Annotated in this window: 13 protein-coding genes; 4 read left to right on the top strand and 9 right to left on the bottom strand. The window is 43.4% G+C overall.

Annotated elements, in window-relative coordinates:
- The first annotated feature begins 612 nt into the window (after nucleotides 1–612).
- From Q0954_RS17625 to Q0954_RS17640, 4 genes are read left to right on the top strand one after another with little or no spacing between them, the layout of a single operon-like run.
- A complete protein-coding gene (locus Q0954_RS17625; protein ID WP_299458817.1) occupies nucleotides 613–2,820 on the top strand; it encodes a TolC family protein in 2,208 nt (735 codons plus the stop codon).
- A gap of 19 nt (nucleotides 2,821–2,839) precedes the next feature.
- Nucleotides 2,840–3,952, top strand: coding sequence for an efflux RND transporter periplasmic adaptor subunit (locus Q0954_RS17630; protein ID WP_299458818.1), 1,113 nt, complete (start codon nucleotides 2,840–2,842; stop codon nucleotides 3,950–3,952).
- A gap of 16 nt (nucleotides 3,953–3,968) precedes the next feature.
- Nucleotides 3,969–7,079 (top strand): efflux RND transporter permease subunit, encoded by a 3,111-nt coding sequence (locus tag Q0954_RS17635; RefSeq protein WP_299458819.1) that lies wholly within the window; start codon nucleotides 3,969–3,971, stop codon nucleotides 7,077–7,079.
- A 13-nt stretch (nucleotides 7,080–7,092) separates the two neighbouring features.
- Nucleotides 7,093–7,734 carry a potassium channel family protein gene (locus Q0954_RS17640; protein WP_299458820.1) on the top strand — a complete coding sequence of 214 codons (642 nt, stop codon included), beginning with the start codon at nucleotides 7,093–7,095 and terminating at the stop codon, nucleotides 7,732–7,734.
- A 374-nt stretch (nucleotides 7,735–8,108) separates the two neighbouring features.
- On the opposite strand, the gene Q0954_RS17645 is transcribed toward Q0954_RS17640, so the two are convergent.
- The 9 genes from Q0954_RS17645 to Q0954_RS17680 form a co-directional block, all read right to left on the bottom strand.
- Complete coding sequence (locus tag Q0954_RS17645) at nucleotides 8,109–8,645, bottom strand: hypothetical protein (protein ID WP_299458821.1); 537 nt, start codon at nucleotides 8,643–8,645, stop codon at nucleotides 8,109–8,111.
- 21 nt (nucleotides 8,646–8,666) lie between these two features.
- Nucleotides 8,667–9,692 (bottom strand): hypothetical protein, encoded by a 1,026-nt coding sequence (locus tag Q0954_RS17650; protein ID WP_299458822.1) that lies wholly within the window; start codon nucleotides 9,690–9,692, stop codon nucleotides 8,667–8,669.
- Nucleotides 9,693–9,758: 66 nt separating this feature from the next.
- The gene (locus tag Q0954_RS17655) at nucleotides 9,759–10,868 is read right to left on the bottom strand and encodes a hypothetical protein (RefSeq protein ID WP_299458823.1); all 1,110 of its coding nucleotides are present in this window, start codon (nucleotides 10,866–10,868) and stop codon (nucleotides 9,759–9,761) included.
- Between the two features lie 138 nt (nucleotides 10,869–11,006).
- Nucleotides 11,007–19,850 carry a LamG-like jellyroll fold domain-containing protein gene (locus tag Q0954_RS17660; protein ID WP_299458824.1) on the bottom strand — a complete coding sequence of 2,948 codons (8,844 nt, stop codon included), beginning with the start codon at nucleotides 19,848–19,850 and terminating at the stop codon, nucleotides 11,007–11,009.
- A 785-nt stretch (nucleotides 19,851–20,635) separates the two neighbouring features.
- Nucleotides 20,636–21,427: a WG repeat-containing protein gene (locus Q0954_RS17665; protein ID WP_299458825.1), complete on the bottom strand. Its 792-nt coding sequence runs from the start codon at nucleotides 21,425–21,427 to the stop codon at nucleotides 20,636–20,638.
- The gene (locus Q0954_RS17670; protein ID WP_299458826.1) at nucleotides 21,427–21,696 is read right to left on the bottom strand and encodes a WG repeat-containing protein; all 270 of its coding nucleotides are present in this window, start codon (nucleotides 21,694–21,696) and stop codon (nucleotides 21,427–21,429) included. Before Q0954_RS17670 ends, Q0954_RS17665 begins: the two co-directional genes overlap by 1 nt.
- Nucleotides 21,584–22,030, bottom strand: coding sequence for a WG repeat-containing protein (locus Q0954_RS35080; RefSeq protein ID WP_366916750.1), 447 nt, complete (start codon nucleotides 22,028–22,030; stop codon nucleotides 21,584–21,586). The genes Q0954_RS17670 and Q0954_RS35080 overlap by 113 nt, the downstream gene beginning before the upstream one ends.
- A gap of 44 nt (nucleotides 22,031–22,074) precedes the next feature.
- The gene (locus tag Q0954_RS17675) at nucleotides 22,075–22,236 is read right to left on the bottom strand and encodes a hypothetical protein (protein WP_299458827.1); all 162 of its coding nucleotides are present in this window, start codon (nucleotides 22,234–22,236) and stop codon (nucleotides 22,075–22,077) included.
- The coding region (locus Q0954_RS17680) for a hypothetical protein (RefSeq protein ID WP_299458828.1) at nucleotides 22,236–22,733 on the bottom strand (498 nt) is incomplete at its 5' end. The genes Q0954_RS17675 and Q0954_RS17680, both read right to left, overlap by 1 nt.

Here is a 22,733-nt window from a genome sequence, read left to right on the forward strand (position 1 = left end):
AAGTTTGTTAATAGCAAAAAATAGTACATACTTGTCTTGTCGATATAACTTACCATTTCATCCGTAGCTCTCTTTCTTAGATACTTAAACAATTAAGTAAGTAGCAACAAGCAATTAGCTATAAGCTACAAGTAAAGATAACTCTCTCATAGTATGATAGTTACACTTGCATATTAGGCATAAGCCATCCTACTATACATTTTGGCTCAAGCTGGCAGTGGAGACACTGCCAGCGGCGCGTCCGCCTCGAGTTGTGTCTCCACAACCGAAAAATGTATAGTAGGATGGGTATAAGCTACAAGTAAAGATAACTCTCTCATAATATGATAGTTATACTTGCATATTAGGTATATTTAATTTTGTCTTGGTACATAGAGTTTATTTTAAACTTTATCTTGCTTACATAAGTTGTTTTTGCACTTATTTTTAAGTGACTATGAACTGGTGAGTTATAAGCAAATTGATTCAAAAAAAGGTCAATCCATGTACAAATTAAAAATTCTAATCCTACTATTGTCAATTACCCATTTCGCGATGGGTCAAAAACGGGTCCGTATTGGTATATCCACTGATTTTGAAAAAACAACCACTTCAGATTCTCTATTTCAATCTATGGTTGCCGAAATTGATCGTACTTTGGGCGCTTCTAAGAAAGTGACATTGCCCAACGACCAAGTGTTTTTTGGTAATAATAGCTTGAGCAAAGCACAACAAAACTATGACAAGTTAAGCGGTAAGGTTGACCTGGTTTTACTTGTCGGTTCTATTAGCACCAAGGGGGCTTTGCAAAACAAGCGTTTGAATAAGCCAACGATTGCGATTGGAGTCATCGACCCTAACCTCCAGGAGCTACCTTACCAAAATGGCACCTCTGGGAAATACAATTTTAGCTACATTTGGGCAAATAAAGATGTGTTTAAAGAGTTGTCCGAGTTCAGGAGATTGGTTGGGTTCAAAGAGTTGGCGGTGCTTGTCAATGCTTCATCTGCTTTAACCGTAAATACCCAAAAAGGAAAAAGACTGCTTGATTCCTTAGGCAAAGCATTTTCTGCCAAAGTCAGCGTGGTTCCAATAGGAGACAATATAACTACTTCATTAAATGCCCTCCCTTCAAAAACCGATGCGGTATATCTTACACACCTTTATGGCAAAACATCTGCCGATATAACAGCCATTGCGAGCGAGCTTAAGAAAAGAAAATTACCCTCTTTCTCAGGAAGCCAGTGGCATGTCAAGCGTGGTATTTTGGGAAGCAATGGTGAAGAAAACGATCTCAGACAGGTAATTAGAAGGTTGTCGCTGATGGTAGATGATGCTTTGTCGGGAAGTGCTCTGGCAAAAATGCGGGTGAGTATCAATTTTAAGCAATCTTACAGTTTAAATGTGAAAACTGCCCGAGAAATTGGCTTGTCGCCAGCATTTGATGTATTATTTACTGCCAATCTAATAGATGAAGATAAAGTAAAGTCGACTACTTACTCGCTCACCCAGATACTAGACCAGTCGTTGCAAAAAAACCTCGATATCAAACTTGCCTACAAAGATATTGAACTCACTTCGCAAGACATTGTCTTGGCACGTTCTTCGGTTTTACCCAATGTAAGTTTAGATGTTTCAGCAGTCCAGCTCAACCCTGATCAGGGCAGTTTTATTTCTCCAGAAAGGCAAGGAAATGCGCAGTTGTCCCTTACTCAGGTGATATACTCAGAAGAAGCAGTAGCAGCTATTCGGATAGCTAAATACATTAATGAGGCTCAAAAATATCAAACTCAGGCCAATGTACTGACTGTATTGATCAACACTTATGAGGCGTATTTTAATGTGTTGTCAGCCAAAACTGACTTATTGATTCAACAAGAAAACCTAAGAAACTCGCTGAAAAACCTGGAAATTGCCAAAGTAAAAATAAGTACGGGAGCTTCCAGCAAAGCCGATGCGCTAAGGTGGGAAAGCGAAGTAGCGGCTTCTCGCCAAGCAGTGGTGCAATCCGAAACAACCGTGATGTCGGCGAAGTTCAGGCTGAATAATTTACTTGCCAATACGTTGGAACAGGATTTTGATATTGCAGATATTACCATTGAAGGAGACATTTTTAAGAAATTGAGTGAAGATAGAATATCAAAACTTATCACGCGCCCCAGCGATTTTTCCAGCCTGTCTAATTTTTTGGTGACAGAAGCAGTACGTTCAAACCCCAATAAAAAGCAGTTGCTGGAAAACCTCAAGGCCATTGAAAGAACCCAGCTCCAAAATAAGCGTTTGTTTTATGTTCCCACCATTGCCATTCAAGCATCAGCGGGGTATGTATTTCATAGAAGCGGTAACGGTTCTGAAGGAATTCCTGGCTTTAACCTGGTAGATAATCCCTGGCAAGTAGCTTTGTCTTTGAGTTACCCCATTTTTGTTGGAAACCAAAGAAGAGCCAACCTACAAAAATCCCATATCCAATTAGACCAAATCAAGTTAGCCCGTACCCAATTGGATCAAAGCCTGGAGTTACAAGTAAGAACTAGTTTATTGACTACCTTGAGTGCCTCTACTAATATCAATTTTAGCCAACTTGCTGCTCAGAATGCTTTAGAAAATTTTGAGCTGGTAAGAAATAACTACCAACAGGGAGCGGCTACCATCACTCAGCTCATTGATGCTCAGAGAGCTGCATTGAACGCTCAGTTGAGTAATGCTTTATCTATTTATAACTTCATACTGGCTAAACTGAGGGTTGAGTTTGCTATAGGATTTTTCTCTATGCTTACCCCCGAACAACAATTGAAGGATTTTGAAGACCGTTTTGAAAAATATTTAAATGCTAAGGACTAACCGATAAAAGAAGCTATTCATGAGAACTTACATCAAAAATATGACAGGAATCATTCGTTGTTCCTTGGTTGTTTTGATTTTTTTATGCCTCAATGCTTGTGGAGGTAAGGAAGAAAAAAAAGTAGAAGTACTGCGCCCTGTTAAATACAAAAAAGTAGGCATTTACAGTGGGGAAAAAATAAGAACATTTAGCGGCATAGCCAAAGCAGCAGGCGAGGTGGTGCTAAGCTTCCGAGCGGGGGGCATCATTACCGAAGTAAAAGCAAAAGTAGGAAATCGAGTGAAAAAAGGTGATTTGATTGCCAGACTAGACAACGTAGAAGCCCGTCTTGCATTGGAAAAATCGGCTACTTCAGTCAATAGTGCACTGTCGGGAATGAACACTGCCAAAAGTGAACTCGATAGAGTAAAGACACTTTATGAAAAAAATAGTGCTTCACTCAAAGAGTATCAGGCAGCGCGAAACGCTTACCAAAATGCCTTGGCTCAATACGAATCTGCCAAACGAAATCAAAGCATTCAGGCAACCCAAACCAAGTATGGATTTATTTATGCCCCTCAGAGCGGGGTAATTGCCGGGGTTGATGGTGATGTAGGGGAGAGTGTACAACCGGGGCATCAGTTTGCTACCCTCAATGCAGGAGATGGCATGCAAATAGAAGTAGGCATTCCTGAAAACTTGATTAATAAGATTACTACTGAAATGGAAGTAGATTTGTCTTTTTCATCTTTAGACAAAAAAACTTTTAAAGGTAGTGTGGTGGAAGTAGCCCAAATCACTGATAAAGGAGCGGCTACCTACAAAGTCAAAATAGATGTAATAGCCCCAGTGAGTACCATCAGACCAGGCATGGCAGCCGATGTTACTTTTAAATTTGGAAAAAAACAAAAGGAAGAAAAGCACAAGGTAGTAGTTCCGGTGAAGGCGGTAGGAGAAGATGGAAATGGAAACTTTGTGTTTGTAGTCACCTCTAAAGATGGCAAGGTGGGGGTTGTCAAAAAAAGAAAAGTAGTCATAGGAGAGATTTCTTCAGATGGCTTTGAGATTAAAACAGGGCTTTCTCAAGGTGAACTCATTGCTACAGCTGGTCTGCAAACTTTGTTGGATGGACAAAAAGTAAAACTTCAATAACTCTATATACTTAGCCATGAATCTTACAAAATTTTCAATTGAAAGAAATCGAATAGTTTTAAGCATACTGGGTATCATAGTAATTACAGGGTTGTTGATGTATCAGTCTCTACCCCGGGACAGTATGCCCCCTTATACCATCAGGGTGGCTTCTGTTGTGTCAGTGTTTCCTGGTGCCAGCCCCAAGAGGGTAGAGGAGTTGGTCACCGATAAAATTGAAAAAGTAGCCCAGGAATTACCAGAACTTAAATTGGTTAAAAGTACTTCACGTACTGGTCTATCAGTGGTTCAGGTGGAGCTAAGAATGGAAGTAAAGCCACAAGAATTGCAGCCTGTATGGGATCGGCTAAGGAGGAAACTAAGCAATGTTCAAGGACTACCAGAACGCGTGCGCCCTCACCTCAAAGATGACGGACTAGGTGAAGTGTTTGGGATTGCGATTGGTCTTACCAGCGATGGGTTTTCTTATGCCGAAATGAAAAAACATGCCGATCACTTACGAAATAACTTGATTAGGTTAAAAGATGCTGCTAAGGTGGAAATTAACGGTGAGCAAGAAGAACGTATTTTTATAGAATTTGACAATACCCGGCTCAAAAGCTATGGATTAACCGCCAGTAGATTACAAGGAATCATTGGAAATACCAATATTTTGAATTCTGGGGGAGAAATATCAGTAGAAGAAGAAAGAATTGTTCTCGAGCCTACAGGTAATTTTAACAATATATCTGCCATTAAAAAAATGTTAATCCCCATTGGGGAAGCTGGGCAGGTAGTTCCTTTAGAAGATATTACAGTAGTAAAAAGGGGCTATATTGACCCGCCAAAGCAAGTGGTAAAAATCAATGGACTGAATGCCCTTTCGTTACATATTTCTTTGAAAAAAGGAGCAAATGTTATCAAACTTGGAGAAGAAGTAGATCAAGTCCTTAAGAAATGGCAAAGCAAGTTACCTGTTGGACTAGAAGTCTTTCGAGTATCTTCACTCGATACCTACATTAGTGCAAAAATTGGCGACTTTGTAAGTAATCTTATCCAGGCGATTGTAATTGTTTTGGTAGTAATGTTGATCTTTTTAGGCCTTAGAACAGGTTTGGTCATTGCCAGTTTAATTCCATTTGTAACCGTTACTACGTTGCTAATTATGGGGTTGATTGGAGTAGGACTTAATCAGATTACCTTGGCTGCGTTGATCATGGCGTTGGGGATGATGGTAGACAATGGAATAGTAGTGGCAGAGTCGATTATGGTAAAAGTAGAGCAAGGAATAGATATAAAGAAAGCCGCTATCGACTCATGTAGTGAACTATTTGTGCCCCTCCTCATTTCAACATTGACTACCTCCGCAGCATTTTTATCTTTTTACTTGGCTGAATCGGTAATGGGAGATATTATGGGGCCACTCTTTGTAGTGATTAGCATTGCGTTGCTTTCTTCTTGGGTGCTTTCTTTGAGTATTATTACTTTATTATCGGTGTTTTTTTTGAAGGTAAAAAAGGGAAGCAGCAATAAGCAAAGTTTTCTTGACAGAACTATCAATACGCTTAAAAGGTATTACAAAAACCTAATTCTAAAAGCCCTGGCTTGGAAACGAATGGTTATTTTGTCTATTGTAGCATTGTTTGTTTTGTCGATCGTTGGTTTTGGATTTCTGTCATTTTTGTTTTTCCCTGATAGTGACCGAAACATGATTACGATTGATGTAAATCTTCCGGAAGGCACCAAAATAGAAGCCACTAACAAAGTTGTAACTGAAATAGAGCAGTACATGCAGCAAAAGCTAAAGGTTAACAAGGGGCGCCTCGAAGGAGTCATAAGTTGGGCTTCTTTTATAGGCGAAGGGCCATCATCTTATGACTTGGGCTACAGTGCCGATGAAGCTAATTCAAATTACGCTCATATACTGGTCAATACCTCGTCATTTGAAGCCAATGGGGAATTAATCAGTAAGTTAGATGCTTTTTGTTTTAATAGTTTTCCTAATGCAGAGATAAAAATTGGGCGTTTAGGTTCGGCAGGAGGAGGGGCACCTGTTGAGATTAAAGTATCAGGCAATGACCCAAATAAATTATCAGGGATTTCTAATGCCATCAAAGCTGAACTATTTAAGATAAAGGGAACCAAAAATATTAAAGATGACTGGGGACCCAAAGGGAAAAAGTTCATTGTAGAAATAGACCAGAACAAAGCTCAGAGTGCTGGGGTGAGCAACCAGGATATTGCGGTTTCGTTGCAAACAGTATTAGATGGTTTCAAGGCGGGAGAGTATCGGGAAGCTGATAAGTCAATTCCTATTATAATGAAAGGGGGAGACAGCAAAGAACAAACGCTTACTAAATTGATGGGACTGAATATTTACTCTCAAAATTCAGGCAGGAGTGTTCCATTTTTACAAGTAGCGCGTATTGTACCTCAGTGGCAATATTCTAAGATTAAAAGACTAAATTTGGTGCGAACCATTGTAATATCGAGCCAATTGACTGAAGATGGAAATGCTTCGGCTATTATGGCTCAAATAACGCCCTGGTTGAAAACTCAGGCAAAGAAATGGGGAGATGATTACTCGTACAGCTTAGGAGGAGAAGCCGAAAGTACTGCGGAGAATATGGGAGCAGTTGCTAAGTACTTGCCGTTGTCAGGCTTCATCATTATGATGTTGTTGATTATTCAATTCAACTCATTCCGAAAAATGTTTATGATCGTTTGTACGATTCCGCTAGGGGCAATTGGGATGGTAGTGGGACTTTTTGTTTTTGGAACCCCGTTTGGTTTTATGGCTTTTCTAGGGATGATTTCTTTGGCTGGAATTGTGATTAACAATGCCATTGTTTTGATTGATAGAATTGAGATTGAAGAAAATGAGCTTAAAAGAGCACCCCAAGACGCAGTAATTATGGCTTGCTTGCAACGATTTAGACCCATTTTGTTGGCCACTTTTACTACTGTACTCGGTCTTATCCCTTTGTATCTGGGGGGAGGCGCCACCTGGGAACCAATGGCGGTAACCATTATGGTGGGATTACTCTTTGGGACGGTAATTACTCTTCTTTTTATTCCGTCTTTGTATAGTATTTTATACCAAGTGAAATATGATGGATATGTTTTTGACGAAAAAATGATGGAATAAGAGTTTTTGCAAAATGTTAGATAACCTGTACAATCGCCGTTTTTCGGTTTTTCTGGGTAGCTTTTTAATACTTATATTCGGAGATTTGTTTCTGCCTATTCAGGATAAAAACCTGGTACAAACCATTTTATTGGTACAAAATATTGCTTTTAGTTTCATTCTTTTTATCCATGAATCCATTAAAATAAAACGATTGGTTGGCGTGGTATTTTTGGTCACCATCATTACCCGGTTAATCCCCCTTATTGGTTATGATGGGTCGCTTGGGTTTGCCTTAATTTATATCATTTACTTTGCTTTAATTAGTTATGAAATACTCAAGGCTTTACAAAAGCAACAGGCGGTAGGGCTGGAAATGATCAGTGCAGCATTTTGTGGCTATATATTGCTAGGTGTTTTGGCAAGCATTGTGTTTTTTACTATGGATCGCTCATCAGAGGCTTTTACCAGCACTGCAGTCAATAAAGAGTATGCAGATTACCTATATTTTAGTTTTATCACGCTTCTAACCATTGGCTATGGTGACATTACCCCTACCTCCGAACTGTCTCAAAAGCTAGTCATTATTGTGGCTTTGATTGGTCACTTTTACACCGTATTTGTAATGGCAGTAGTCATTGGCAAGTTTTTGAGCTCATCAAATAAGCCGTCTTAAAAAAAACTGTGTATCAGATAAGTAGTTGCTCAAACCAAGCGTTTAAAAAATCTTGGGTTACTTAGTATTTTACTTAACATAATTTATAGTTACATAACAACTAAATAAAAAGAAAATCCTTCAATACAAACCCCCTATTGTCAAAGTCGAAGGACAAGAAGGGGGGGGGAGAAGACTCAAAACCAAATCAGCCCCAGAAAATAAAGAGCAATTGGAGGGTAATCCTAAACCAAAGATAGGCAAGTCCAGAGCTATCGATCGCCTGTCACACAAAAAAATCCCTTTTCTCCCCAAAGCAAATACTCAGAGAAAAAAGGGAAATCATAAAACCGCTAATACAATGGTTCATCGACAGAAAACTGTCGACTATCATTCTAAAACTTTCCTGGTACCAGTTTTTTACCGATATATATGCGGTAAGGGTCATCCGACAAACTGTAGTTTACAGTACTCATTGTCAACGATCCATTACTTTGCAAAGTAAGCACTTGGCTGGTATTTGCCGGGTCAACCAACAAAGCAAGCAGCTTGGCTCCATCACTGGTGTTTATGCCAGGGGTAGTGTTGCTTTGGGTAGCCTTGAGTTGCCACAGATAGTTTGTTTTTTGGCCATCGTTATAAGCAGCAAAGCTTAGTGTGTTGCCATTGCGTTTCAAAAACTTATCGGGAGCTGCTGCCGAGGCAATCAGTAATGTGCCATCGCCTTGGCGTTTAAAAATAAAAAACTGGCTTTGGTCGTTCTTATCAGTTCGCGCATTGCTACTGGTACCTGCTGTTGCAAAGTCTGGTTGTATTGTCACTATTTTGTTGCCTTGGCGAAAAGTGAGCTGATAAGTAGTATAATCGCTTTGGGCATAAGTGGTGCTTACTAACAGGCAAAGCCAAGCCATACAAATTAAATATCGTTTCATTGGTTTGATTTTTCTTTTAGTTTATTTCTTTAAATTTTGAACCTTCTTTTCTAATGCCTGCATTTTCTGCTGCATTTGTTTCATTTGCTTGTTTTGTTCAATCAAGTGCAAGGTAAGCTCCTCTACTTTTTCTACCAACAACACATTAATTTGTGCCACGTTCATCCCTTCTTTCTCTACCTTTGCCGCCTTGGGTACTTTGGGCAAGTGGTGGTTTGCATTGATATAAGCCTCTACTTGCTCAAGTGGCATCAAATCATAGTTTTTGGCAAACACATAATCAGGAAAAGAACCCACGTTGAGGGTAAGGCTGTTGGCTTGTACCCTGCCACTAAAATTAGCCGAAGTACCTGTCAAAGCACCTGCTAATCTAGCAGTGCCATTCACGTGCAGTTTTGCCAAAGGGTTGCTCGTGCCAATGCCCACATTGTTGTTGGTATGAATACGCATGGTTTCTGCTTCGGCATTATTTTTAAACACAATGGCATCGTCACCAGTGTTATCAGTATCGGGGCGAAAGTTGAGTGTACCATGACTACTAAAAGCGCCGCCTTCCAAATGAATATCTCCTGACTTTACAGTGAACTTTGCCAAGCTATTGCTTGCCGTGGCAGTACCAATGCCTAAGCTCAACCGCCCGTCGGCACTCAGGGTCATCTGGTCGCCGTTGTTATAAAACCTTAGCGAAGAACCAGTACTGCTATTACGTCCTACAAACCAGTCATTTGTGCCAGCTTCTATCCACAAGCCTGCATTGCTGCCATTGAGCCGCACTCTTTGGCTAAAGTTCCAGTCACCGCCCGCTCTGATGGTATACCCCTCCGAATACAAGCCCGAAAATTCGTGTGTGCTAGAGTTGTATGACTTAAGGTTATATAAGTAAAACCCGTTAGGTTGTCCCGCAAAATAGGCTTGGCTATCATTGGCACCATTGCTACTGGAAAGGTAAATTTTCCAAAAAGTACCTGTTTGTGCCTGAAGTGTAAAAACTCCAGAAAATAAAAAAAGCAATAAGCAGGTAGTAATATTGATGAATAACTTTTTCATTGTAATAGATATTTTGGGTTAAGTAAAGCAGTAGCAAGTCTTTAGCTACAAGATTAGCGTTTATTCCTAATTCTTTTGGAGCAATTTCTCCAACCTTTCCAGTCTTTTCAATAGCTCCTGGTTTTGTTGTTGCAAACCTTTGATCTGTTTGTGTTGGGTAATGGTATGTAAAGTTAATTCCTCTACCTTTTCCATCAACAATACATTGATCTGTGCCACGTTCATGCCTTCTTTCTCTACCTTAGCCGCCTTGGGTACTTTGGGCAAGTGATGGTTTGTCTTGATATAAGCCTCTACCTGCTCAAGCGGCATTAAGTCATAACTTTTGGCAAAAACATAATCAGGAAAAGAACCCACGTTGAGGGTGAGGCTATTGGCTTGTACATTGCTGCTAAAATTAGCGGTAGTTCCTGTAAGGTTACTACTGAAGTTGGCTGATGTACCTGTCAAAGTACCCGCTAATTTAGCAGTGCCATTTACGTGTAGTTTGGCTTGGGGGTTATTGGTGCCAATGCCTACATTGTCATTAGTATGAATACGCATGGTTTCTGCCTCGGCATTATTTTTAAATACAATGGCATCGTCTCCGCTATTGTCGGTATCAGGGCGAAAGTTGAGTGTGCCGTGGCTGCTAAAGGCGCCACCTTCCAAATGAATATCTCCTGATTTTACGGTAAGCTTTGCCGAGCTATTGCTTGTCGTAGCCGAGCTAATACCCAAGCTCAGACGTCCGTCAGCGCTCAAGATCATTTTATCACCATTGTTATAAAACCTCAACGAAGAGCCAGTGCTGCTATTACGCCCCATAAACCAGTCGTGAGTGCCAGCTTCTACCCATAATCCAGCATTAGAACCCCCAATGCGCATACGCCCTTCTACATGAAGCCTTTCTCCTGGGTTGTCAGTGCCAATCCCCACATTCCCATTGTATCTCAAGCGCATAATTTGTCGATAAGGCAAACTGCTACCACTGCCACCCCCTGCAGCAAACTGTATTCCTTCGTCGTGATTTGAGCCATCACTATTGGCACGAATCACAATTCTTGAATTGTGGTTCATCCAATGCACACTTGAGCCACTGGGTTGGGCTTGAGCAAATCCAGCATTTGTGTTAAGGCAAGTAACAATAGCAGTAGCTGCCAATCCGATGTATATTTTTTTTATCAATTTCTTCATTGTGAATTTAGTTAAGAGCAATCAATCGGTAATCCGTAGCGCTAACAGGAGAGTTGTAGTTAGAGTAAAGGATTTACTGATCGCTATATTTATAATTAGCAGTTAGCTACAAGTAGCTTGTAGCTAACTGCTTACAATTTATTGAATCGTCAAACGCTTGGTAAGTGTACCCCAGGGCGTTTTCAAAGTATAGAAATACACCCCTTTGGCAAGGGTTCCACCTTGCTTTGTTCTGCCTTGCCAGATTACTTGATGTTTTCCAGCAGTTTGGGCTTCGTTTACCAAAGTAGCCACCTGTTGCCCCAAGGCATTGCTAATGGTCAGGCTTACTTTACCCTCTTTGGGTATTACATAAGTAATTGCCGTTTGCCCCTTCATCGGGTTGGGGTGGTTTTGGTACAGTTTCAAACCATTGGCAGGTGCCACCTGAGCCGCTTGCAGGTTTTGCGCCAAACGGAATACATAAGGTTTGGCTACTTTGCCTTCCATCTGTGCCGACTGTACCGATAAAGTATTGCTCAAAGCATACGCTTCGCCATTGGCTTTATTGACCAGTCTAAAATCCAGCTTTTCGCCTTCTTGGTGACCGTAAGCGGTCATAAAATAATACCACTTACCAGCTATTTGCTGGGGCACCGCCACCCCACGTACTTCGTTGTTGGCATACGCTACAATCAAGTAATCGGACTCATTTTCAATTGCTTTGCCTCTTTGTTGCAATATCCCAGTGATGTGGTGAGCAAAGGCATAAGCATAAGGGTTTACCTCTAGTTTCAACTGAGCCGCGTTTTGCCACACTTGCTTGTTGGGGGCAGGCATTACCGACCTTATGCGGGCATTGCTGCTGGTGCCAACACTGGCGTAACGAATGCTGGAATTTTGGGCTACTTTTATTTTGTACCCCTGGTTAGGAATCAGATGGGTGAGCGAACCTACCCAAGTACCTACCCCATCTACCATAATGTACTGGGCACTGCCTGTACGCGAAGTAATCACATCGCCTATGCTGGCATCTGGTGTCATGCGCCCCAATGCCTGAGTAATGGTAATGGCATCGGTGCGGGTATAACCCAACGGGTTGTTGTCGCCATCGTTGCCTTGGTTGGCGCTTGCGGTCAAGGCAATGCTTTGGCTGGCGTCTACCACATAGCCGTTTAACTGTAAAGTACGAGGCGCTTGTACTTGCACCTGATAAGACTTAGCGGTATTCAATGCCGTAAGCGAACCCGACCAGGCAGCCCCATTGTATACCGCCGATTTGCTGGCGTTGGTGCCGTGTTCCGAGATCACATCGCCTGCGCCAAACCCGGTAATTTGACTGAGCAAGAGGCTTGAACCACCAGCTGCATCGCTTACCCGGAAACTCATCCAGTGGTAGCCCGCTACGCTCAACTTGACCGTATATTGGGCTTTGCCCTGGTAGCCTACATCCAGGGTTTGGTTTACACTACCGCCACTGGCAAAGTTGCCCGTGCCTATAGGGTTTTCCTGGCAAGCTGTATCGTCCCATAAATACGCCGTGTAAGTGTCAGTAGTAGTATTAGAATAAATATTGAGGCTTGCGATGGCGTCGCTTCCTACCAACTGTACTATGCCTTTGCCTACCAGCGTGCCCGCGCTGTTTCTTACCAACACTGTTTTACCCTGAGCGTCGGCGTAAGCCTGCCCATTTTTTTGCAAAGAAAAAGTAGCACTCATTTGGTGGGCAAAACTAGTAGGAGCCAGGCTGAGGTAAGAAACATCACAACTTACAATTACCTTGATGTCTACTGTCTCATACCCTAACAAGGTGGCTCCCTGCGAAATTTTAGCTTTTACTTGACCATTGTAAGTGCCTGCACTTAGCCAGGCTGCCGTCTCAAAAGTCATCGGGTGGCTGTTGCCCGACGGTAAAATATAGGAGCCATTGCTTTGCGAAGCATTGTTAGTCACTTTGAGCCACATAGGTATTTCAGTCAGTTGGTATTGCACCTCCGACGCATTGTCGTTTTTCAAGGTCAAGCCAAACGAACTACTATTGCCTGTGGTTTGTGCCACGGTGTGGTTGCCTTTGTTCCAGCTCACATAGTTGCCGTCTACCCTAAACGTCCAGGACTTACCCACTGCTGGGTTGCCATACTCATCTTTGATGGCATTGTCGAAAATGGTAGCCGTAAGCAGTGCCCCTTCCAACAACTCGCTGGGGTAGTCGCTCTTGGGTTGAATAATGAGCTTGTCTTTAGCCGAAGAGGTAGTCACCGTTACCGGAATATCCTGAACAATGGTGGCTATTTCTAAAGGAGCTGCTTGTTGCTTCGTCACAAACGAAAGCCCGGTTTGAGTAGTACTTCGGGTTTTTGCCGTATAGTCGCGAATGGCTTCTCCGTCTAGAGCATTATTGTCTAGCACATAATACGCCTGTAGGCCGTTTTCGGTACCCAACAAACGTTTGTTCATGTGGGTGCGAATATCGGCTGCATCTAAGGCTTTGTTCCAGATACGTACTTCGTCCAAGCCTCCTTTAAAACCCTGTCCTGCGCTGGCTTTGCCTATAGTCAGTGGGTCGTTGTTGGTTGTAAAAGCATTGATCCCTGCCGATACGGTTTTGTTGAGCATTCCATTGAGGTATATTTTCAGGGTGTGAGTACTGCTACCTTTTACAAATACCACCGCTACATGAGTCCAGCCATCCGTGCCCAGAGTTTGGGTAGAGATGACATCTGCTTGCCCTGCGTATATTTTATTCCCTTGAATAAAAGAAATATACATATTGCTGCCTTTTTCTATAATAGGCGTAGGCAAGGTGGTGCTATGCATGCGGCTTGGCTTTACCCAAAACTCCACCGTATAAGAATCTGCCAAGTCTAGTGCCGACTGATCGGGCACCGTGATTTGGTCTGCTACCTGGTCGAACCAAGCTGAAGTAGGCACATAGGTATTGCCTCCCAAAATACCTCGCAGAGATACATTCAGTGGATTGGCTCCCTGGGCGTCTAATACGGCATCGTAAGTAGCACTAAAGCTTGCCACTTGTGTGGTAGCTCCATTGGCAGGGGTTACCCCGGTAATCAATGGTACTTTGCGGGCAATAGCGCCGTTGATCCACTCACTGGGAGTGTTGGTTTGCCAGCCTTCGGTTTCGCTGCCACATACTGGTACCACCCGCACTCTATATGCCTGGTCTGCCCCAATTGCCGACACATCTAAATCGTAGGTATAATATCCCTGACTGTCTGTGTTGCCCAAATCACTGATTTTTACATCTTTGGCAAACTGAATAGTATTAGAGTTGGGCAAGGCAAACTCCAGGCGTACTTTCTCAAAAGTAGTGTGTGGCGTGACTGCCTTGAACCTGAACTTGAGCAAATTATTGGCAGTGCTGTTTACTACCCAATTGGCTACAGGGGCGGCTACCGCCATACTGCCCGCACAAGGCGCATGAAATTTTGCGGTCAGCTTTACCACATCACGCAAGCGCACATATTCCGACCCATCGGAGTTGTACAAAGCTGCGCGCTTGTCTTCGCCTTTTACATAAGTATAACCACCTTGTCCGTCCGATACTTTTTCGCCTTCATAAAAATCAAGCACACCCTCATCGCACGCCGAGTAAAAAGTAAGCGGAATATTGGTAAACTCAGTAGGAGAAGTAGTTTCAGCCCGTTTGATGTATATTTTTAGGGTTTTAGACTCCCCCGGTTCAAGGGTATATGTACGTGGAATCAACAAATTGCCCAAGCCCTCTACCCGTACCGAAGCACCCGAAGGCAAATCAGCCGAAGGCACTTTGAGCTTATAGGTTTTGGCAAATCCAGCGTTTACTGCTTCGTTGGCTTTTTGGGTGTTGCGTATGGTTACGTCAAACACTGCTTCACCCGTCAGGTCAGCCCAGCCAATGGCATTGGCGCTCACTATTTCTACCCCTTGGCGCGCCACTGTATTGGGCTCTATAGGGCACATAGATTGCCCGGCATTGGCAATAATTACTGGAGTAGGATACTTGGGGTCGCGACGAAACACAGCGTCAAAGCTGTCTTCGGCTTCGTTGTCGCTTAGATGAATACTGATAGAGCTACCACTGCCACTGCCCCCTTCCTGGTCGCGGCTAAACTCATAACCCAGGTTGAGCTCTATTTCGAGGTTGAGCTTAAACCCAAATATGGTCAGGTTGGTATTAAAATATTTGGTCAGGTCCAGGCTATGGCTATGACTCACTTTGTTGGTAGTAGATTCGTTCTCGCCAATGGTATAATTGGTAGAAGTTCCCCCTCCGCCAAAAGTGATATGGTTACTTGGCAAACTCTTGGTACCTGCATTATTGCTCATGCTAAAGGTCGTATTGTTTTGCCCATCTTTTACTTTTTGGCGTTGGGTGGTGGCTTCCGCCAAAATAGTCTTCCATCGCTCAATGTCCTGAAGGTAATTCTTAATCGTATCTACCTTGCCCCGGTCACTTACCGATAAATTTTCACGCTTTTGGGTTTCAGCCGTAGGGTCAGCCAATTTGCCCCGCAACGATGCGATCAGGTTATCGAGGTTGGGCAACAAGGTATTTTCAATAGTCCAGCGCGAGTATTGAAACGACGCCCCTGGCTCGGTAGAAGCCGTTGCATCCTCTTTATTGGCAGTGGCAGTACACCCATCTACGCTCACTGTATTTCCTGAGCCAATGTATACCACATCACTGGTACCAATAAATACGTCGCTTTGGGCACCTGGCAATGGGCTGATGCCGCTGGAGGTACTAATGCTTTTGTCGAAGCTGAGCGAGTAACTGCTAGAGTTGCCTATTTTTACACTATGGCTGGTGCCTATTTTTCCGCCGGCGGTTACGCTTCCGGTAGACGACTCATACAAGGCAACCACTCCGCCACCAAAACCTGCCCAGGCACCCATATATGCCGAGTGTTTGGTTCCAGTAGTAATTTTGGTAGCCGCTTTTCCGCTAATGTTGTTCGAGATAGACACTGAACTGTTCAGGGTAGAACCCGAAGACCACTTAATATTACTGCCATCGCCGGGTGGGTCATACAATACTTGTTGTACATTGGGGTAAGTAAGAGTAAAGTTTTGGTTTTCGTCCTGTACTGTCCCCGTGATCCAGGCGCGCAGGCTGGCAGATGCACTGCGTTCGGTGGCGTTGATCTCCAGCGTACGGCTGTAGTTTTTTGCCGGATCATTACCAGGGTCTTTCAAAAAGTTGGGGTAATTAGACCATACAATGACGGTGTCTATGCCACTTTCCGAAGTAAAAGGCTTGCTGGAAGAACTGCCCACAGTTTGCGAAGCCAATTGCCCGTGGTTGAGTTGTAAATCGCCTGCTACATAGTATTTGGTGTTTGTCACATAGCATTTGTTGCCACTGTAGTTTTCAAAAAACTCTAGGCGCACCTGATACTGTTGCTGTTGCTCCAGAATATAATTTTGCTTGTCGCTACAGTAATTGGCGGGCAATGTTTGGTCAAAGCTTTTCCATTCAGGTACTTTGTTGACGTCTTTGCCCAATAACTGCACTATGCTGGCGGCTACCTGCAGTGGACTGCGATATTCTATGTCTACATTTGCCCAACCTTTGGTAATGTCTATACCAAAGCGGGTTTTTACAATGTTGTTGTCTGCCTGATTGGTCAGCGTAAGCTTATACACCCCTGGCAACAAACCATCTACTGAAAATACAGTACCCGCAGTATTAAATATATCCGCTGCTTTTACTGTGGAGGTCGTCGTAAACTCTTTGCTAAATGCTGGGGTAGTAATATCGGTACGCTCCAGTTTTACATTCCACAAACCTATGCTATTGTTGCAAGGAATAATAATATTTCCAGTAATGCCATAACGGGTATTGTTATAAAACTTTTGCCCCGATTTGGGTGCGTCTACATTCAAGGCAATCTTTTCCTCGTTGGCGTAAGCCCCCTGCGCGCTATACTCATACCTATACTGACGAGTATAAGGGTTTACGATAGCTGCATCGTACTGAGGCATGGTGGTTTCATCGCTGGGGTTGTGTAACAAATTCAACGAAAGTGACTGACTACCCGCTGCCGAACTCACCGCCCGCAGGCTTTTGGTATCTTCATTGAACAAGTAAGACGCCTTTAATTGCTGTACATCATTTTTTATGTAACTACCCGTGCGCAGGTTGTTTAGCAAGGCAGGGCTATAATTGGTATGGCGTAGCTCTATCAAGTGCAGGTTACCCTTCAAAAACTCGCTTTGGGTGCTACCCTCAGACCTTGCCCCCAAGTAAAGGCTTCCGCCTAAATCGCTGGCGGGCAGGGTAGTACTGGCGGTTTGAGCTGTAGTAGTGCTGGCATATAAATACAATGTTTGGGTGCTTTGGTCATAAGTAAATCCAAAAAACTGCCAATCGGTGCTTCCGGCAAAGGGTACCTCTGCCAACGATGCGTTGCCCTTGTACAAAGCCAGGTAAGTATTGTCTCGCAAGACCAACCTTATATTGCCTATTTGCATAATGGTTTGCAAGGCAGGAATGGCGCCGCTAAAACTACCTCGCTTGACCCAACCCGACCAGGTAAGCCCTTGAGTAGAGACAGCAAAGGCTCCTTCTGATTTGGCAAAGTCGTTGGTTCCGTCAAACTTAAGACTTTGGGCACCCAACGATCGTGATTGATAAGGATTTTTTACCCTGAAATTCTGAAAGCCAATGGGCAAGCTCAACGAAAACTGTCCAAAGTTATCGGTTGCCTTGGGTTGCCCGTCTGAACCATTGATTTGCTGAAAATCTACTTCTCCCGGCGTACGCCCCGAAGCAAACTCAAAAGCTTGTCCGGCAGGCACCGGATACTCCGTATCGCCTTCTTTGTAATACACATACCCAGTCAGGCTAAACTGAGACTCGTCGGTAAAGTCTATCCCTGTTTTGCTATAGTCGCCCACCGTAGTGCTGCTTTTCAGGGTGCGTACCTGGGTAGTAGGGTTAAACGTATGGTTATTTTTTTCGGGGTCTATAGTCAGCGTAACCGAACCACTGCCATAATTGATCTCACGCATGTCATATATGCCCGCCGTATTGGTATAAGTCGCATACTTGAGCGTGGGGCAATTGGCAACACGCGTCAAAGTTTGGGCACTTTCGGCGATATAATCCCCTTTGGTGGTGGCTGCCTGATTGTAGGCGGCATCTTGGGTGTTGAGGTCAAAGCGGTAATACAACAACAGTTTATTATTTTCGTCGCTTTGAATAACATAAGGCTTATACTTGCCTATTTGTGCCGTAAGGCGGGCGTTAAACTCAGCGGTGGTTTCTTGACGCACCGAGTTGTCCAATTGGGTTACATTCACTTTGTCCGCATCCCATATCCTGAGTTCATCCAAAGCATAGGCAGCTCCCGCCTGGGCATTGAGGCTAAAGTTGTTCAACAACCCAATGTTACTGTAGCTGTAGGCAGTGGTATTGCTTACATTGGCCATTTGTATTTTCTGAGCATCGGTGCCGTCTACCTCTTTGCCCCCATCTACATAAATAGCGCCTCCACTTTGTGAAAAAACTACCGCATAATGGTGCCATTGTCCGTCGGTAACGGCAGGGCTGCTAAAACTGATATACTCTTGACCGTGTTGGTTGAGCGCCTTGATACTGCCATTGCCCAGCATTTGTATTTTGAGGTTGCCCAAGGCAAAAACGGTATTGTTACCCCCGCTGCCCTGGTACCAAAACTCTACCATAAAGTCACGCGCCGAACCATTGTTTTTAAACACATCGGCATTGCGAATGGTCAATGGCTGACTGCCTGCGCCAAACTGCATGGCGTGTCCAGGTAGGGTAGAAGCACCAAAAGTAACGGCTACCTCTGGGGTACCCACGCCACTCGACGATTGTACCTTGCCCGCAATGCTTCCGTTATGGAAAATAAAGCCATAGTCGGTGCCTTGTGCCCCGCTTATGCTCCCTTGCGATACTTGTACCTTGTATTGGTCAATTTGCCCTGGTAGCAGGTTGGTATTGATAGAAAAAGTCATGGGGTCACCCACGGCTTTGTTAGACGCATCGATCAACCTTTCGCTAAAGGCAACGTCGTTTTTATAGATGGTGTATTGGGTGGCACCCTTGACGTGTGGCCAGTTAAGCACCACTTCGCTGGCATAAGCCCCTTTAGAGGCAGTGAGATAAATAGTCTCATTTTTGAGAATGGGATGCTCAATATTATTGCGCACCTCAATCAACGCGTGGGTAGTGCTCCCTTTGGTATAACTGCCCACGCCTTTGCCCATGTTTTGGGCTCCCGGCACAGAGTTGTCCCAAAGTATGGTTTTGAGCTCTGAGAAAACCACCGAGTTTATTTCTTGTGCCTTGCTATGGTCGCCCAACAAGGTATGCAACCCCTGGTAAGTCACCTCAGACAGGTTCAACTCGTCTTTGGCAAAGCTACGGAGCCAGTTTTGCGCCACCTCTCTATCGGTTCGGGTGGTGTTCCAGGCACGTATTTCTGCTATTTCCAGTGAGTGACTGCTGTTTTTGTCCCGGTAAAAAAACAAAGGACGGTGAGCAACGTTGGGCAAGTTCATCAATAGCTCGCCCCGCTTGGTGCCGTTGATATAGATTCTGAAAATGCGCGATTGCCCACTCAACGATTGAATGGTAAGCATGACATGATGCCAGGCGCCCGACTGTACCAATGGTTGGTTAGTCACGGCATCGTTGAGGGTAATGCTTTGGCTTTGGCTACCAATGCTCAAATGCAGTTGATTGCCTGCAGTCATTTTTAGCGAAAGCGACTGGTCATCGGGCAACATATCGGTCAATTCCCAACGGTTGTCACTAAAAGTAGAGCGCATCCAAAACTCCAGAGAAGCTTCGCCCTCATTGCCTTGGGCGAGTACTTGGGGCAACTCAATGCCAGTATTAAAATAAGTGGCGTAATTAACGGCATGCATTTTTAAGATGCCATATTCTTTTTGTGCGTGCAGGGGTCCGCTTCCGGCCAGCATAAAGGCCAGAAACCAGAACCAATAGGCGTGTAATATTTTATGGTGATTCATTATTAATGGGTTAAGTTAAGCTGTAGTGATTTTTTCAATTCCTCCGTTTATTTTTCGGAGAGTGTGCATCTCAAATTAGTTGATGATGGCGCCTGCCTAAGGAATTGTTCAAAAATAAATTTACACTCTAAGGGGTGATTTTTCGCCTTGATACTTCGTTATTTTTATTGCCCGTAGCGCTGCTATGGGCGCAAAAAATAGCCTCGTCTCAAAACAAAACCTCTACCTCAAGAATGGTAATTTAATTTCTCACCATTCCTAAGGGTCGGTGATACCCAAGTAAAGACAGGCTAAAAAGTAGTGTTTAGGTGTAGTTACTGATAAAGCAGCGTTGATTTTAAAATGAGTCATTGTGTAATTTTTTTAAACTGTAAAAAATAAATTGGTAAAATATTAAACTGGCGAATTGGATTTATACAAAACAAAGAATGGTTTGTGTCGAAATCGAGAAAAGCAACTATACAACCTCTCTACTTGGTCATTATATGAGGTATACAAATATAATTAAATAATTGATTATTAGTTATTTATGAAGACGGGTGGTAAGCAAGCCGTAAGCGGTTAGTCCTTAGATAGGTGGGGCTAGTCGATGGTTGGAGGCAATATTGGGCGCTTTATTTTAACTCGTAAACTCGGTTGTGGAGACATAAAGCGAGGAGAAGGATGATTTTAAACTTAAACAAAAATGGTTTCACTTACCCCTTTCTTGTGTAATAAATGTATCTCTCCTGCGGCATTGTTTACTATAAAGGTACCCCAGAAGTATTGGTATACATGGGGGCGCTTTACTTCTCAATGCAATAAAAATCAGAGACTTCTTCAAACCTGGGCTTGATCATCCACTCGCCTTTTTTGTTGATAAAACCCCAGCGATCGCTTTCGAGGTCAGAAATAGAAGCAGGTGTAAGTACTAACTTGCCATTTTTCTTTTGTATAAAAGTAAGCGAGTCGGCAGGGGCTAACACCCTTGCCCAACCCTGTTGAAAATGGGAAGCAATGATAAAGTTACCTTGTATAGCAACACTGCCATCTGGTTTAATAAAACTGTATCTATCTCTGGGCTTTTTTTGCGCTGCGGCTAACCCTTCCCTAAACTCCCCTATTTCATCATACTTGGTGGCAATCGTCATTTTGCCCATGGTATCTATCAACCCATGCACCCCTCTTGAGAATTTATCAAAGTATAGCAAATGGCTATAATCCCAAGGTATGTCGTTTTCATCACGAATTGACTTGTTCATTCTATACCAATGCTGGAAGCTTTTTCCCAGTATTTTGGCAAGCCCGTGGTGATCAAAGGATTGCAAAAAATATTCTCTGGCAAGGGGTAAAACAATTTTGCCTGATGGCAATGCCACCAAGGTACGCTTACGCCCAAAGTGTAGGGCAGTTCTGCGGGGGTGAGTAAATTGCCATACAGCAGCGCGGTTTGCCCCCAATAGTTGCACATATTCGTATTGGGGCTTGAGTACCCATTGCCCTGCCTCAGTCATAACGCCCCACTTGCCCGTGGTATCTTTCGCCACCAACCGCCCCTGCACCCGTTGGGGGCTTATGCCAAGGTAGCGGTTGGGCACTACCCACTTGCCTTGTGGGCAATTGCCAAGCCATTGACAAAATACCCTATGTGTTGAGGGGGTATCTCCCAACCACCTTGGCGGTTGATGCCCCCATACAAACCCTCCTTTTTTACCATTGCCAAGCCATTGACAAATTCCTCTACTGCTTGGTAACTAAGGGCAATCACTTCTTTGCCTTGGGCATTGACAAACCCCCACTTGCCTTGGCGCTTGACTGCCACAAGCCCCTCCGAAAAATCGCCCATAGCATCGTATTGGGGGGGCAATCACCCATTTGCCTTTGGCATTAATACAGCCAAACTCTTTAAACCTAAACTCAGGCAAGACTATTCGAGCTTTTAATAGCCTGTGATGATTCATTGTGCTTACACTCAATGTATCGGGGATGCTGTATATTACCTTGCCTTTAAAGTCAATCAAGTAGGTTTTCTGTTTACCCCCAGTTTGTGCATAAGCTTTCAATAGTTTGTCACTGTAAAAATACAAATAATCATACATAGGCTCAACCACCCATTCGCCTTGGCGGTTGATCAAACCGTCTTTGCCATAAAAAGTAGCGATGGCATAACAAGAGGGCGGGGGCGGTTGGGCGAATGGCACACGCCGCGCATGTCCCAATGAATGCGAGGTATAATAGCATGTTTCTAATCATCGGACTTAGATTTAGGGTAATGGTTCTTGAAATATTGGTATACATGGGGGCTCAATAGTTCAAGGGTTTTAGATTCGGTCATATACAAGGCAAAGGCTTCGGCAAAGTTTTCCAGGTCGTTTTGGTGTCTAATTCTATATTGTAATGTATGCACTACCTAATAGTCAATAGTTTGTGCCAGTTTTTGGGTATTTCTTCCAATTGTTTGGTTTCCCTGTTCAATACCAACAACTCTTTGGTCTGATACTTTGCAAACATTGGGTCAGTTGATCTATTCACCAGCACTACCAGGTATTTTCCATGAAACTCTACCGAAAACAATGTTGAGCTAAATTTACCAAACATTGTTTTAAACTCATTATAGCCAATACTATTCTGAAAGTGTTTGAAATAAACCTTGCTCAACGCACTATCAGGTAAAAACTTTGGAAAACGTGATAAATTGAATATTTCAGTTACCCCTTTCTTGTGTAATAAATGTATATCTCCTGCAGCATTGTTTACTATAAAGGTACCCCATCTGTTTTGTATTAATTGTTTACTCGAAAACGCCCATTTATTAGGGTATGTGAGCCTTTTAAGCAAGTAGTTTTTATAAAATACCTGATAACTCGTATCCGACTCTTGGCAAATGGTATACTCACCTGCCAA

This window comes from uncultured Microscilla sp., assembly GCF_947493425.1.
GTDB lineage: Bacteria > Bacteroidota > Bacteroidia > Cytophagales > Microscillaceae > Microscilla.